At 62.6% G+C, this 13,854-nt stretch carries 11 protein-coding genes and 1 pseudogene; 3 read left to right on the top strand and 9 right to left on the bottom strand.

The genetic code is table 11. The features are described 5' to 3' along the window. Nucleotides 1-22 precede the first annotated feature (22 nt). The 8 genes and pseudogenes from CH306_RS02250 to CH306_RS02215 form a co-directional block, all read right to left on the bottom strand. Entirely contained in the window at nt 23-787 is a 765-nt protein-coding gene (locus CH306_RS02250) for an SDR family NAD(P)-dependent oxidoreductase (protein WP_218829654.1), read from the bottom strand. Continuing rightward, nucleotides 784-2,508 carry an ABC transporter permease gene (locus CH306_RS02245; RefSeq protein ID WP_094645551.1) on the bottom strand — a complete coding sequence of 575 codons (1,725 nt, stop codon included), beginning with the start codon at nt 2,506-2,508 and terminating at the stop codon, nt 784-786. Before CH306_RS02245 ends, CH306_RS02250 begins: the two co-directional genes overlap by 4 nt. Next, a complete protein-coding gene (locus CH306_RS02240) occupies nt 2,508-3,668 on the bottom strand; it encodes an ABC transporter ATP-binding protein (RefSeq protein ID WP_094645550.1) in 1,161 nt (386 codons plus the stop codon). Before CH306_RS02240 ends, CH306_RS02245 begins: the two co-directional genes overlap by 1 nt. A gap of 140 nt (nt 3,669-3,808) precedes the next feature. Further along, a complete protein-coding gene (locus tag CH306_RS02235) occupies nt 3,809-4,849 on the bottom strand; it encodes an ABC transporter substrate-binding protein (protein WP_373453961.1) in 1,041 nt (346 codons plus the stop codon). A gap of 1,257 nt (nt 4,850-6,106) precedes the next feature. Further along, the gene (locus CH306_RS02230; protein WP_094645549.1) at nt 6,107-7,213 is read right to left on the bottom strand and encodes a hypothetical protein; all 1,107 of its coding nucleotides are present in this window, start codon (nt 7,211-7,213) and stop codon (nt 6,107-6,109) included. A gap of 149 nt (nt 7,214-7,362) precedes the next feature. After that, nucleotides 7,363-7,602, bottom strand: a complete 240-nt coding sequence (locus tag CH306_RS02225) for a hypothetical protein (protein WP_143545344.1) — start codon at nt 7,600-7,602, stop codon at nt 7,363-7,365. A gap of 334 nt (nt 7,603-7,936) precedes the next feature. Continuing rightward, nucleotides 7,937-8,794 (bottom strand): alpha/beta fold hydrolase, encoded by an 858-nt coding sequence (locus tag CH306_RS02220; RefSeq protein WP_094645547.1) that lies wholly within the window; start codon nt 8,792-8,794, stop codon nt 7,937-7,939. Beyond that, nucleotides 8,791-9,810 (bottom strand): annotated as a pseudogene (locus tag CH306_RS02215) (NADP-dependent oxidoreductase). Before CH306_RS02215 ends, CH306_RS02220 begins: the two are co-directional and overlap by 4 nt. Before the next feature lie 154 nt (nt 9,811-9,964). Between CH306_RS02215 and CH306_RS02210 the strand changes: the two are divergent. The 3 genes from CH306_RS02210 to CH306_RS02195 all read left to right on the top strand — a co-directional run bounded on the left by CH306_RS02210 (nt 9,965) and on the right by CH306_RS02195 (nt 12,198). Further along, nucleotides 9,965-10,567 (top strand): TetR/AcrR family transcriptional regulator, encoded by a 603-nt coding sequence (locus CH306_RS02210; RefSeq protein ID WP_094645546.1) that lies wholly within the window; start codon nt 9,965-9,967, stop codon nt 10,565-10,567. A gap of 122 nt (nt 10,568-10,689) precedes the next feature. Continuing rightward, nucleotides 10,690-10,986 (top strand): putative quinol monooxygenase, encoded by a 297-nt coding sequence (locus tag CH306_RS02205; RefSeq protein WP_306436748.1) that lies wholly within the window; start codon nt 10,690-10,692, stop codon nt 10,984-10,986. A gap of 897 nt (nt 10,987-11,883) precedes the next feature. Beyond that, nucleotides 11,884-12,198, top strand: coding sequence for a hypothetical protein (locus tag CH306_RS02195; protein WP_094645543.1), 315 nt, complete (start codon nt 11,884-11,886; stop codon nt 12,196-12,198). Nucleotides 12,199-12,255: 57 nt separating this feature from the next. On the opposite strand, the gene CH306_RS02190 is transcribed toward CH306_RS02195, so the two are convergent. Continuing rightward, nucleotides 12,256-13,851 (bottom strand): alpha/beta hydrolase, encoded by a 1,596-nt coding sequence (locus CH306_RS02190; protein ID WP_094645542.1) that lies wholly within the window; start codon nt 13,849-13,851, stop codon nt 12,256-12,258. Nucleotides 13,852-13,854: the final 3 nt, after the last annotated feature.

The following is a 13,854-nucleotide window of genomic DNA, read 5'->3' as shown; positions in this document are numbered from 1 at the left end:
CCCGACAGCCCTACCCGAGCGGTCAGTCGCAGGTCCATCCGCCGTCGACGTACAGCTCGGTCCCGGTGACGAACGTGGAGTCGTCGCCGGCCAGAAACGCAACCGCAGCAGCCACTTCGGCCCCGGTTCCCAGTCGACCCATCGGAGTGTGCGCAATCATGGCCCTGTGCCGTTCGGACCCCTCGTAGCGTTCGAGCAACTGCGTGGTGCCGATGAAGCCGGGGTGGATGGAGTTGACGCGAACCCCTTTGGTGGCCCAGTGCAGGGCAGCATTCTTGGTCATGGTGCGCACGGCACCCTTTGCTGCAGCGTAAGCGAAGCTGTTGCCGAGACCGCCGACGCTGCCGAGGATCGAACAGATGTTGACGACCGATCCTCCGCCCGATCGCTCGACATACGCCCCTGCGTGCTTCATTCCGAGCCACGTACCGGTCTGACTGACTTCGACCACGCGGTTGTAGCGGTCGAGATCTTCGTCGACCACCGTTCCGAGACTGCCGATCGCACCGTTGTTGACCACGGCGTCGAGCCGGCCGTACTGTGCGGCCACGGCCTCGACAGCGCTGTGCCACTGATCTTCCCGGGTGATGTCGAGTGCGATCGGGAGATGGCGTTCACTGTCGGCCTGGTCCGCCACGAGGGCTGCGCACGCGTCACCGTCGACGTCGGTCACCACGAGCACCGCGCCTTCCGAGGCCAGCCGCTCGACGATAGCGGTACCGATGCCCCCGGTTGCCCCGGTGACCAGAACGACCTTGTCCTGGAGCCGAGACTGCACGCCCGTCACAGCTTGCTCAGCACGTTGCGTCCGCCGACGAGCATCGCCGCGGCGACACCGATCGTAGTGACGGCGGTCATGAGCAAGGCCATCGCGGCGACGAGCGGATAGGAGCCGTTCTGCCACATGTCGAACAGCAACGTGCCCATCACCTGGGTTGTCGACGCGCGCACCAGAAGTGATGCGGCGAACTCGTGGGTCAACAGAATGAACATGAGCGCGACGGCGCTGAGGATCGTGGGACGCATCAGCGGCAACATGATTCGGAGATTGGTGACGATCGGCGATGCACCACTGGTGGCCGACGCCTCGGTGTACGTGTTTCCGAGCGACAGCATGGCCGTCATCTGCATCCTCGTCGAGAAGGGCAGCATCAGCACGATGTACACGAGGATGATCACCGTCCTGGTTCCGTAGAGGATCAGCGGCGGTTCGGTGTACGTGAGCAGGAATCCGACGCCGAAGATCACGGCCGGGATGCCCAGTGGCAGTGCCGTCATGAGGTCTGCGATCAGCGCGAGAATTCTGAACCGGCGTCCCCGCACGAGAAGGTTTGCCATGAGGTATCCCAGCGGGATGCAGATGGCCACTGCGCCGAGCGAGGTGAGCACACTGGTGAGGACCGACTCGACCACGGCCGTGGTGTCCATCAGTGCCCGAAAGTTGTCCAGCGTCAACAGACTCAGCGACAACGATCCCGACCAGTACGGCGTCAACGAGACGATGATCAGACCCACCAGCGGGATGACCAGGGCGAAGAGCGCGAACACGACGATGGTGACCGTGGCCCACGTGGCCTTACCCGTGGAGGGGGCGAATGCCTTGCCGCCGTGCGTGACGAAGCGAGTTTGGTTGCCCAGCAGCGCCTTCTGCGCCAGCACCAGCACCAATCCGAAGATCACCAGCGGAGACCCGGCGGCCGCTGCCGCGGCGAAGTCCGACGGGGACTCCGATACCCGGCGATACATCTCGGTGGTCAGCACCTTGACACCGGTGTTCGCGCCCAGCAGCAGGGGGCCGGTGAACTGGCCGAGACCGAGGAGCAGCGCGATACCGCCGCCGTAGATGAGAGACGGTCGAAGCAGCGGGAGGACGATCTTGAAAAAGATTCCCACCGTGGACGATCCGCTGACCTGAGCCGCTTCGAGATGCTCGGAGCTGATGTTCTGCATGCCGGAACTGACGAACAGGTACACGAACGACGTCAGACCGAAGCCGGTGAGGACGATGATCCAGGGGACGGTGTACACGTCGATCGGTCCACTGTCCGACCCGCTCCACCACGGCAACAGGCGAAGGAGCACGTTCAGGTAGCCGGGACCGGGGGAGAGCAGGAACGCCCAACCGACCACGCTGGCCACCGCCGGCATCACGATCGGCAGGATCGGAATGACGCGGAGCCAACCGAGCTTGGCGGGAAGCCTGCTCGCTGCGAATGCGAGCAGCGTTCCCAACACCATGGCGATGACCAACGAACCGAGTGCCAACGCCACCGTGGTTCGGAGCGTGACACCGATGTCGAAGCGGCCGTACTGACTTCGGTATCCGGCAGCGCCGTCCTCGAAGGCGAGCATCTGCAGTTTCACCATGGGAAGCACGACCAGATAGGCCAGAACGGCGAGGACGGCGGCGTAGCCGGTTCGTGCGCGCCAGCTCGACGGGATGGTCAGTGATCTTCTGCCGGCCGGCTCGGTGGACTCGGGACGCTCGACATCGACGAGAGTTGCCATCACGAGCTCTTTCCAGCGGATCCGACGAGCTCGGAGCTGGTGGCCGACGAGGCGTCGGGAAGCGCGTACACCCTCAGACACGACGGCGCGAAGCTGACGACGACGGGTCTTCCCGGGCTGCTACGCCGCAGTGCTGCACTGTGGTCGGCGGCTACGGCACGGAGTGTCAATTGCTCGTCACCGGTTCTGACTGCGACGTCGAAGTACCGACCTCCGTACTCGTACGTCACGAGCTCCGCGTGCAGGGCTACGTTTCCGGGTGGCACCTGGTCTGCGGTGTCGTGCAACAGCACGTCGTCGGGTCGGAACCTGGCGACGGCGCGGGTGCCCTCGTCGGCGCGCTCACGCACTGTGGCGGTCCGAAGATCGATGACGTCGGAGCCGCTGGTGACCCAGCCGTCGTGGCCGCGGCGGAGTTCGAGTCGATTACCCATCCCGATGAACGCCGCGACGTACTCCGATGCCGGGTTCTCGAACACGTGCTCGGGCTCGTCGTACTGTTCGATCTTTCCGGCCTTCATGATCGCGAGGCGGTCGCCGAGAGCGAAGGCCTCGGATTGGTCGTGCGTGACGAACACGGCGGTGAAACCGAGCTGTTGGTGCAGCTGGTGGATCTGAGATCGAACCTGATCTCGCAGACGCGCATCGAGGTTGCTCAGCGGCTCGTCGAACAACACCAGATCCGGTTGGGCCACCAACCCTCTCGCCACTGCGACACGTTGCTGCTGGCCGCCGCTGAGCTGTGATGGGTACCGGTCGAGCAGAGCGCCGCAGTCGACCATGTTCGCGGCCGTCTCGACCGCTCCGTCGGCAATAGCCTTCTTGAGCTTGCGAACGGTCAGCGGGTACCGAATGTTCTCGGCGACCGTCATGTGGGGCCACAGTGCATAGGACTGGAACACCATGCCGATGTTTCGCTTGTGCGCAGGCACGAGCACTTTCGAGGCCGCGTCGAACACTGTCCGACCCGCGAACGAGATCGAACCGCCCTGCGGTGTCTCCAGACCGGCGAGGCACCGCAAGGTCGTGGTCTTGCCGCAGCCGCTCGGTCCGAGCAGGACCAAGAATTCACCCTGCTCGATCTCGAGGTCAAGACTGTCGACGACGACGTTGGCACCGTAGGTCTTCGTCAGTCCGGAGACCGCGAATCGAGAGGTCATTGCATACTCACTTTCGGAGCATCGGTGTGTGTGCACCGGCGGTCGCTGTGCGTCGACCGTGGTGTTCGGCTCTGTCACATATCATTTCGTAGTCCGCTCGCAGATGCGGCGGTCCGGTTTTCACCGGGGATTGCCGTGGGTCAGCCCTGGAACAGGGTTTGCCATTCCTGAGAATATTGCTCGACCTTCTCGGGAGTCAGTTCGGCAATATCCGGAGATGCGATGTCCTGAGCTCGCGCGACCGCACCCTCGACGTCGGGCAGTACGGCTGCATAACCGCCGTTCAAGGCCTGCTGTCCCTCGGCCGTCACCATGAAGTTCGCGAGCACCTGCGCTGCGTTGGGATGCTGTGAGGCGCTCAGAACTTCCGAGTACCAGGGTGTTCCCCACGGCTTGTCGGGCAGAGCCCAATCGACCGGTGCGCCTGCGGCAACCTCGGTGACGAGCGGCTGCACCATGGGACTGACCGTTACTTCACCGGAGGTGAGGGCTTGCGCCACTGCGAGTGCGCTGGGGTAGACCCGCGGCGAGAGTTCGGCGATCTTGTTCCAGTAGTCCTCACCGAAGTTCTTGGCGTAGTACTTGTACAGATCCACGTACGACGCGAATCCGGTGGGGTTCACGATGCCGATCTTGCCCTGGAATTTCGGATCGATCAGATCTTGGGGCGTGCTGACGCCGTCCGGCACCGCTGCGGTGTTCCACCCGAGGCCGAATACCGCTGCGCTGGTGAGGAAGAACCGATCGTTGATCACACTGGCTGCCGGATCGAAGGCGGGTGCGTCCAGATCGGGCCCGACGAGTTCGGTGGAGAACTTGCCGGACTCTGCCGCGTTCTCGATCCAGGAGGCATCGGTGGTCATATGGACGTCGGCGATACCGGTTCCCGTTCGATTCTCCGTCTCGACCCTGGGGTTGATCTCGGAGTCGGTGCCACGGACGTATTCCATGTCGATTCCCGGGTACTTCGCCTCGAAAGCCGCTGTCAGTGCGTCGAGATTGGCGGGCTTCTGGCTCGAGTAGAGCATCACACTGCCCTCTTCCCTCGCAGCTGCGACCACAGCATCCCAGTCGCCCTCGACCGGAGCGGACGCGGAGGAAGACGACCCCCCACATGCGGTGAGGCCCACCAGCGCCGCCGCTGCTGCCACGGCAACCATCGTCGTCCTGAACTTGTTCATGCCTGCGTTCCTTTCGGGCACGTCGATAACTTTCCGCGGACTCGGTGAGCCGCCGGTGACGTGAAGTCGGTCGACATCCGCTCGCAGACTCGGCGTACGAATTCGAGCCAACGGCCTCATTCGCCAAACTGAACTGATGTCAGTTTGAAAGATAGCCGCCCTGCTCTGTGATGTCAATCACCAGGTCGGGTGAGCGGAGCTCGATGCCCCTCTTCGTTTGCGCGGTCCGCGCGTGACGGCGATTCGGGCGGGTGTTTCGACAAGGATGAGCGCCCGTGAGCGGAGAACTAGCTTGCGATCGGAAGGGAAAGGGAGGACGTCGGTTGGGCGTGCGAATTCTGACTCGAACGCCCGGGGTGGTGACTGGCAGGGCCGGCGCTCGATGACCGGCTTTCGCCCGATACCGGACAAGTCCTACTATTCTGCAGACGCGCACTGCGGAGTTCGTTGACTCGGATGGTGGCCTCTTCGGACGCGCACAGAGGATTGAGGTTTTCTCCAGATCGGGCACCGGGTCCACGTAGATACGGGAAGAAACATCCGCGTCCGAGTGGGTCCTATCGACTGTTCCCGTTGACACGAGAGTGACACAAGTCGGTACGGATCGGCATGGATCGGCGTGTACCCTCGTGTACGAAAAATGTTGTGCTGCAGGAAAATTTGGATTCATCGGAGTCCATTAGAATCCATCCCTCCGGACTTAAAATCCGCACAGTGTCGGTTCGAGTCCGACTGGGGGCACCAGGGTCCATATGGATCCAGAATCTTCGCCCGGGACAGCGGTTTTTGGGTGGTTCCGTGGACCTCAGTGGCCGACCATGGATCTGAGTGGACAACGGAAGCAGCGGATTCAGATCCGCGCGGAAGCCTTCTTCATTGGCACCGAATCTTGGCGTACGTGCAGTTCAGGGCAGGTTTATGTGTTCAATCGTCGTCTTCGCGTGAGGCTCGATGTCACGAGGCTGTCACAACTTGATCTGGCTGACCTCGTCGATACTCGCGACATCTCGGGCCGGTCATAGAAACGGTTGTGGCGAAACAGGTTTCGCATGTATGTCGGCCCAAGTGCCCAAGAGCTACGCCCTGACGAAGCATTCTCGAAAGTTGCCCACTTGAATTGCATTTTCCGGTAGTTATGTCATTTCAGCATGACGGTGCGGTAGTGCCGTTCGCGGCGTGAATGCGGCCCGGGCTAGGTGATGTTTGTGTATCGCGTGGTGCGTTACCTGCAGTACAGCCATGGTCGCCGATGGACGGTCATTGCGCCTTGGTCGAGCGTTTCTGTGTCTGCTCGTCGAGGCGTTGTCGTTGCCGGATCCCGTAGGCGGCGTCGGTGACGGCGGTGTCGTCCTCGAGTCCTGAACCGAGTGCACCGCCGATGGTGGCGATCGATGCCAGCAGCCAGGCGAGCGTGAGGTAGTCGGAGAAGCTGACCGCATGTCCGAGCGTGCTGGACAGCAGCGGAGGGGGTAACGCGATCGATGCGGTGAGCAGAAGCAACCCGAACAAGGCGACGTGGAGAACGAGGACACCGATGACCAGGGTGACGACGGTGGCGGTGTTGTACAGCACGGACCGCTCGCGCGCGTCCGGCGACGTGGGCCGCTCCCACAACTGGTGATCGAGGACCAGCCACAGAACCATGGCCGTGATCGACAGCAACGTTGCTGCGCTCATGCGCCATGGACCCATCGTGTCGGCGAACTGCCAGATCGTGTTCGTCGCCAAGGCGAACGCACCGGTGGCGAATGCGCCGACAAGAACTTTCGACAGCCCGGTGACCAGTCGCCACGGCCGGTTCGCACGCACCATCCCCGACAGCAACCGCAGCCGTCGCAGACCCCGGGGAGCGAAATATCGCGTACCGCTGTCGATCTGCTGGGAGGGAAATCGCCGCTGCGCACCGGCCGGCGCGAGTGTCGGTTCACCGAGGACGAACGCGATCGCGAGTTCGGCGACGGCACGCACCCGGTCCTCGATGCGAATCCCGCCGACGGCGGCGATGGAGACGAGCGCGAACAGATGTGCGGCGCTGACGTCGGCGACCACCGGCACGGTGTCGTCGCGCCGCGGTAGATCAGTGAGGTAGACGACGACATCGTCGTTCTCCGAGGACGGTTCGACTGCGTCGATGGCGTCTGCGAAGTCGGCCTGCTCATCGGAGAGGTACGGCTCGCTGCGCACGGACACAGTCCATCGGCGCTCGTTGCGGTCTCGGTGTCGCAGGCGTTCCGGCAGCCTTTTTGCGAGCTTGTGAGCGAGAGCTGTTGGTTTGCCGGGGTCGGCGATCAGCAGGACCGAGACCGCCTCGGCAATTTCAGGTGGTCCTGCTCGTGGCCCTTGATCGTGTTCGTTCGCCGACATCGTGTGAGCGTACGCGCGTCTACCGGCTGAGGGTGCGGAACTGCAGCAGGCGGCACACAGAGCTCGCGGGACACTGCCGTGTCCATGAATTCAATTGTTGCTTAGTGGGATTGGAGACGGTATCGGCGCATCCGGTATCGACTGGATATCTACGCGCAGCGCGGCTTACAGGTCATCTTGATGCCACACCACCGCCACAGATCCGTCCGCGTCAGGTACGAGATGCGGGCGGCGTCGAGAATCGACAGGTACCGCCCATTCGTCGTGTGTATCAGCATGTCGAGGTCGCCCGGCAGAACCCGAAATGTCGCGTCGATCGAATCCAAGACGAGCGCCGGCTCGCGGGAGCGCGACACCGGGATCATCGCCCGCACCCATCGCAGCGCCATCAGCACCTCGATCTCCCGTCGTCTTCGCTCACCCAGACTTTCGATGTCGTGTTCATCGTGGAGGACATGGACCGACGGCGACAGGGTCAACAAGACGCGTGAGAGGTGCGACCGGTCTGCACGGCGCGCACGTGCACTGGCGAGTCAGGGCATGCCGCGTTGGGCTCTGCGAGCGAGACGAACGCAGACACCTTCCACTTCACTGTGTGCAACGCAGACCGCAACCTCGAACCAAGCCTTCTCGCGCCTTCGATACTGGATTCAGGCAGGACTTTCTGTGCAGTGCGGAGGGACGGGATGGTGACGCGGCAAGACTTTGGTCCGTGAGAAACGATCAGTGATTGAGGAATTCGACCACACGGGGTGCGAACTGCTCGTGGAACTGAAAGATGCCGCCGTGTCCGGAGTCGGGGTAGATTACGAGTTCGCTGCCGGCGATGCGTCGGTGCATGTCTTCGGACAGGACGCTGGGCACCATACGGTCGTTGTCTCCGTTGGCAATCAACGTCGGTTGGGTGATCTTGGACAGATCGGACGGTGCCGACCGACCGTATTTCTTGATCGCGGACAGTTGCGTGCGAAACGCCGAGATGCTGACGTCCTTGTCGCGGTTGTGGGTGCGCTCTTTCAAGCGTTCGACGAAAGCCTTGCCCGCGCGCTTGCCGGTTGCGTTGCGGTTGAAGAACAAGAACTCTTTCGGGTCCGATCGGGTGAGTGTTGCGCGCAGGATGTCCCAGTAGGTGACGCCGGCGACCTTATCGATGTGCTGTCCACCACGGGGTCCGGTTCCGGTGAGGACGAGTTTGCGGACGAGTTCGGGATGTTCGACGGTGAGGTCCTGGGCGATCATTCCGCCGAGTGAGAAGGAGAAGACGTCGACGGTGTCGAATCCGAGTGCACGTATGAAGGTGTAGGCGTCGTCGGCGGCCTCCTCGATGGTGCTGGGGACCCTGCCGGAGGATGCACCGACGCCGGTGTTGTCGAAGGCTATGACGTGTCGATCCTGAGCGATGGGATCGACGATGCGCGGATCCCAGTTGTCGAGGTTCGCGGCGAGATGGACGAAGAACACGACGGGGATGCCGCCCGTCGGTCCGAGTTCTCGGTACGAGTAGGTGGTGCCGCCGGCGGTGACCGAACGGACAGGAGCGTTCGCGTAGGACCTGATGATCGAGGTGTTGTCGTTGCTCATTGGTCGTTGGCTTTCTGGTTGTGGGGGAGGGTGACGACGGTTTTGCCGCGGACGCCGCCCCGGCCGAGTGACTGCAGGGCCTCCTGCGTCTCCTCGAAGGGGTAGGTGGCTCCGACGACGGGGCGAATGGTTCCGTCGTCGACCAGTGCCGCGATACGGCGGAGCTGGTCACCATCGGAGTGCATGAACATGAACTCGTAGTCCACGCCCAGCTTTCGGGCCTGTCTGCGGATCTTCCGGCTCAGGGCTGCGATGGCAAGTCGGAGAACGGGATTGAGCCGAGCCTCGCGTGCGAAGGTCGGATCCGGAGGGCCGGTGATGCCGATGGCCTTGCCGCCGGGCTTCAATACGCGTAGAGACTTCTCGAGGTTTTCACCACCGAGACTGTCGATGACGAGGTCGAAGTCGGTGAGGAGGGTCTCGAAATCCTGGGTTCGGTAGTCGATCACGAGATCTGCACCGAGGTCCTGGAGGAAATCGGTATTCGCAGCGCTGGCGGTGGTGGCGACGGTTGCCCCCAGGTATTTCGCCAATTGGATCGCAATGGTGCCGACACCGCCGGCGCCTGCGTGGACGAGCACTTTGTGGCCGCTTCGCACGTTGCCCTTCCCGACGAGAGCCTGCCAGGCGGTGAGAGCAACGAGCGGGAGCTATGCGGCTTCGACTGTGGTCACCGTCGTGGGGCGCAGCGCCACCTCGGTCTCCGCTACCGCGACGCGTTCGGCGAGGGTTCCGACGTGGTCGGTGCCGACCCGAGAATAGATCTCGTCGCCCGCGGCGACGCTGCGCACTTTCGCTCCGACCTTCAGGACGGTGCCGGCGACGTCGTATCCGAGTGTGCGCGGAAGCGAATACGGCAGGATCTGTTTGAACTCGCCCAGACGGATCTTCTCGTCGAGTTGGTTCAGTCCGACGGCCTCGACGCGGACGAGGACTTCCCTCTCGCCGATGGTCGGCTCCGCGACGTCGCGGAGCTCGAGGGGCTGTTTGTACTTGGTGAGAACGAACGCTTTCATGATCGACTTCCTGGTCCGATTCCGCCGTTCGCGCCGGTCACGAATACGACTGAGTTGGAGAGTGTTGGCATGCTGTGTGCGTGAGTGAGTGCGCAATAATACTGACTATACTCATAACTGAGTGCAATCAGAAATATTCCTGGAGAGGTTGTCGATGTCGAGTCCCCACGACGGGCCTGTGAGCCGGCGGGAGCGGAACAAGCAGGACAAGCTCGCGCGCATCACCGCGGCGGCGAGCGAACTGTTCGCTGAGCGCGGGGTCGACGAGGTGACGACGCAGCAGATCGCCGAGAAGGCGGACATCGGGACCGGGACGTTGTTTCTGTATGCGAAGACGAAGGGTGAGCTATTGCTCCTGGTCCAGAACTCGACGTACGGTGAAGCTCTCGAGCGCGGTCAGGCGGCGGCGTCAGTCATCGAGGACACGCTCGATGCTGTGATGGCTGTCGTGCAGCCCGTTGTCGAGTGCAATCGGAAGCAGGTCGACAACGGGCGAACATACTTGCGCGAGATCGTGTTCGGTAATCCGGAAGAGCCGCATCACGCTGTCGCTCTGGGACTGATCGCGGAGACAGAGGGCGAGATAGCCTCGATCCTGACGCGCGACGGCACCGTCGACCCACAACGGGCGGCTCTGGAAGCCCACGTCGTGTCCGCCATCATGTTCGCCGCCATGGCCGCGACGATCAACGTCGACAAGTCGGTCGAGGACGTGGTAGCCGAGATCGAGGCCCAGGTCGCTGTGCTCCTGACCTGAGCAACCCCGTCCGCGGAGATTTCGTCTGTATCGATGGATATTTAACATGTATTTACCGAGACCAGTCGCACAGCCCTGCGGACACGGCTATGCAGGCCGCGATCCGGCGGTGACTTATCGGCGTGGATATTGTCCGTATCCCCATGATCATCGTTGCCGGATACCTCACCGTGAACCCGACCGACCGCCAGCACTTTCTCGACGACTGCGCCGAGGTGGTCCGCCTCGCTCGCGCCGCCGCCGGGTGCATCGACTTCGCACTCGGGGCGGACCTCGTCGAACCAGCTCGAATCAACGTGTACGAACGCTGGACGACCGAGCAGCAGATGCACGACTTTCGCGGATCCGGTCCGGACCCCAAGCAGACCGCCGCGATCATCGCCGCCGACGTTCGCGAGTTCACGGTGCTCGACGCATAGCTCGCTCCAGCCGGCTTCGAGTCACTCGGCCACCGGACGATCCATGCTTCCGACGTCGAAGAGAATGTAACTGGGCCAACGCAACCAAACAACGAAAACTGCTGCAGCACAGAATATGCAGACGTCTGCGTGACATTATCCGTCGTATCGGCAGTCTCTTCTAGTCGGTCGTGCGTACTCGCCTCCAGGATGTGATGACGGTGCGCAAACTGTCGTCTCCGCGATGTCGTGGGCACCATCTGGTCGGTGTTGAAGATTAGTTAATCGTTCGGCTTCGCCGGCATCATCGCCGCCAGCAAATTCCCAACCTCCTTTTTGACATCGCTGTGTATCACCGCGACGGCCTCGTGGTCCGGCTCCGAAACTTCAGGACGGATCGCGCAGGTAGCCGGGTCGTGAAATCTCGGCCGCACAGCGGCAGTGACGAAACCTGGCCATTCGACACCGAAATGCGCAAACACGGTGGAGCCTGCAGTTGCACGGTCCTAGTGACTCGAAGGCGATGTGGGTTCGTGACGAATGAGACTCGTTGTCACGGGCCCGCACGCAGCCTCGATCGTCAGGACGCTCTCCGTCCACCCGATACCGTGGCTGTCCGGCACCGATCGGGACTGTCCGGTGTCGGAGGATCGGCGGCAGTTCGGTGTCACGAGAGTGTCACAAGTCGGTACGTTCGCGCATGGACGGGTTCGGACGTTGATGTACGAAAAGCGTTGCAAATAAACAACTATCGAGTCCAGTGTAATTCAGGTGAATCTACTTCCAGGGACTTAAAATCCGCACAGTGTCGGTTCGAGTCCGACTGGGGGCACCAGAGTCCATATGGATCCAGATTTCTGGATCGGGACAGTGCTTTCGGGTGGTTACGCGGACTTCGGTGGCTTCCCGCAGATCTGAGTGGACAACCGAGACAGCGGATTTCAGATCCGCGTACTCACTTTCCATCGTAAAAACTTCGTATTCGTGAAGCTCAGGCCTAGTTTCCTGGCGGACCGTTTTCTTCGCGTGTGGCTCGGTGTCACGAGGCTGTCACAACTGGACCTGGCTGAACTGGTCAACCTGCTCGACACCCGCGGCCTCTCATCTTCCCTCATCGAAGAATTTGCCACTGTTCCCGCCACGGTAAGCACGAACCCAGCGCGGATGATCCATGACGCGCAGCCGAGGCGTACGGAATTCCACGCCGATGCGACTGCGGCAGTTCGCGATTGATTGCCGGTACGGCTGAGCCATCGAGCGGATCGGGGCCCGCTGGATGGCTCAGGAGGGTCAGATGGTGCAGCGCGTACCTTCATCCGGTAGTTCGAGATCTATCAGGTAGTCGGCGATCGCTCCGTCGACGCAGGCGTTGGCGGAGATGATTGTCCCGTGCTGGTTGGCCTCGACCGTGAGCAACCGCGCCCCGAGGGTGTCGGCCAGGCTGATGCCTCCTCCGTGAGGTGTCACGGGGTCTCCGGTGGCAGAAACCACGAGCACCTCGGGAAGCCCGTCGATGTCGGTGGCGTAAGGGTATCCGAGTGTGGGCTCGGCCGGCCAGAACTCGCACCCGTCCTGCACAGGGGGAGTGGATCCGGGGTCGAGGAATGGCACTGCCTCGTTGAGATCGTGGCCGAGCTGGGTCATCTCTTCTTCGGTGAACCGTTCCTCGTCGAGGCAGTTGATGGCGAAGAGCGCCTCGAACGAATTGGTGTACTCCCGATTGTCGGACCTGCCGTAGTACCCGTCGCGAATAGCGAGGAGGGCGTCGGGTCGCCCGGCTTCGAGCTCCGTCAGCCCCGCGACGATGGCGGGCCAGCTGGCTTCGGAGTAGAGGCCGGAGACAATTCCTTCGCTGGCGGCGAGGAAGCCGACCGCTCGTCCGTCGGCGGCCACCAGCGGTTTTTTGTCGAGAGGCTGGAGGAGCTCCTGGGCTGCAGCGGTCGCCTGCGCCGGGTCGGTTCCGAGCGGGCACGCGGCCTGAGTCACGCAGAAGTCGGCGAAACGCTGGAACGAGGCCTGCAGTCCTTCACTGAGCTGGATCCTGCGATCCGCGGTGTCCATGAGCGGATCCACCGCACCGTCGAGAACGAGAGCACGGACATTGTCGGGGAACATCTCGGCGTACACCGAGCCGAGTCGAGTGCCATAGCTGACTCCCGCATAAGTCAGTTTGTCGTCGCCGAGCGCGGAGCGGAGCACATCCATGTCGCGAGCGACATCCCGGGTCCCGAGATGGGCGAGTATTTCTTCGCTTCCGGAGCCGTCGGCGCATTTGTCGACGATGGCGCGCGCGGATTCTTCGGTCCACTCGCCGAGAGCCGACAGGGGTGCGTCGGCGTCGCGCTCCTCATCGGAGTAGCAGTCGATTGCCGGTTGGCTGAGACCGACTCCGCGGGGATCGAAACCGACGATGTCGAAGCGCTTGGGTATCGGGCCTCCCGTCCACAGGGCATTGACGAGCGGGGCGAGCGTCGTCCCCGCCGCTCCGGGACCGCCCGGGTTCAGCAGGACGGAGCCGATCGGGTTGTCGTCGGTGGCGGAAATGCGCGAGACGGCGATCTCGATGGTCGTGCCGTCGAGGTTCTCGTAATCCATCGGCACCGTGAGCATCGCGCATTCCGCCTTCTTTGCCGCCTCAACGATCTCGGGAACGGGAGGCTGGGAGTCCACGATGCCGGCATCGCACGCCCCGAACTCGAGCTCCTGCTTCATGAACCGGTCAAGGCCCACCTTGCTCTCGCTGTCAACATTGTTGGGTGCCACACCGGAGCATCCGGCGAGCAGGAGCACTGAGGCAGCAGCGGCAGCCGCCGCCATCACCGGCTTCGGCCATCGCCGTCGTTCGTCGTCCTTCGGTCGGACATCTGTGGGAGTCCTGTGGGTCATGGT

Source organism: Rhodococcus sp. 15-725-2-2b (assembly GCF_002259075.1).
Classification (GTDB): Bacteria; Actinomycetota; Actinomycetes; order Mycobacteriales; family Mycobacteriaceae; genus Rhodococcoides.
Note: the sequence above shows the minus strand (reverse complement) of the source record. Positions and strands in the feature narration are given on the sequence as shown.

What these genes read in the sequence shown, in the direction of transcription:
- CH306_RS02245 (WP_094645551.1), bottom strand. Translation starts at nt 2,508, where the DNA reads ATGGCAACTCTCGTCGATGTCGAGCGTCCCGAGTCCACCGAGCCGGCC.
- CH306_RS02240 (WP_094645550.1), bottom strand. Translation starts at nt 3,668, where the DNA reads ATGACCTCTCGATTCGCGGTCTCCGGACTGACGAAGACCTACGGTGCC.
- CH306_RS02235 (WP_373453961.1), bottom strand. Translation starts at nt 4,849, where the DNA reads ATGAACAAGTTCAGGACGACGATGGTTGCCGTGGCAGCAGCGGCGGCG.
- CH306_RS02230 (WP_094645549.1), bottom strand. Translation starts at nt 7,213, where the DNA reads ATGTCGGCGAACGAACACGATCAAGGGCCACGAGCAGGACCACCTGAA.
- CH306_RS02225 (WP_143545344.1), bottom strand. Translation starts at nt 7,602, where the DNA reads ATGGCGCTGCGATGGGTGCGGGCGATGATCCCGGTGTCGCGCTCCCGC.
- CH306_RS02220 (WP_094645547.1), bottom strand. Translation starts at nt 8,794, where the DNA reads ATGAGCAACGACAACACCTCGATCATCAGGTCCTACGCGAACGCTCCT.
- CH306_RS02210 (WP_094645546.1), top strand. Translation starts at nt 9,965, where the DNA reads ATGTCGAGTCCCCACGACGGGCCTGTGAGCCGGCGGGAGCGGAACAAG.
- CH306_RS02190 (WP_094645542.1), bottom strand. Translation starts at nt 13,851, where the DNA reads ATGACCCACAGGACTCCCACAGATGTCCGACCGAAGGACGACGAACGA.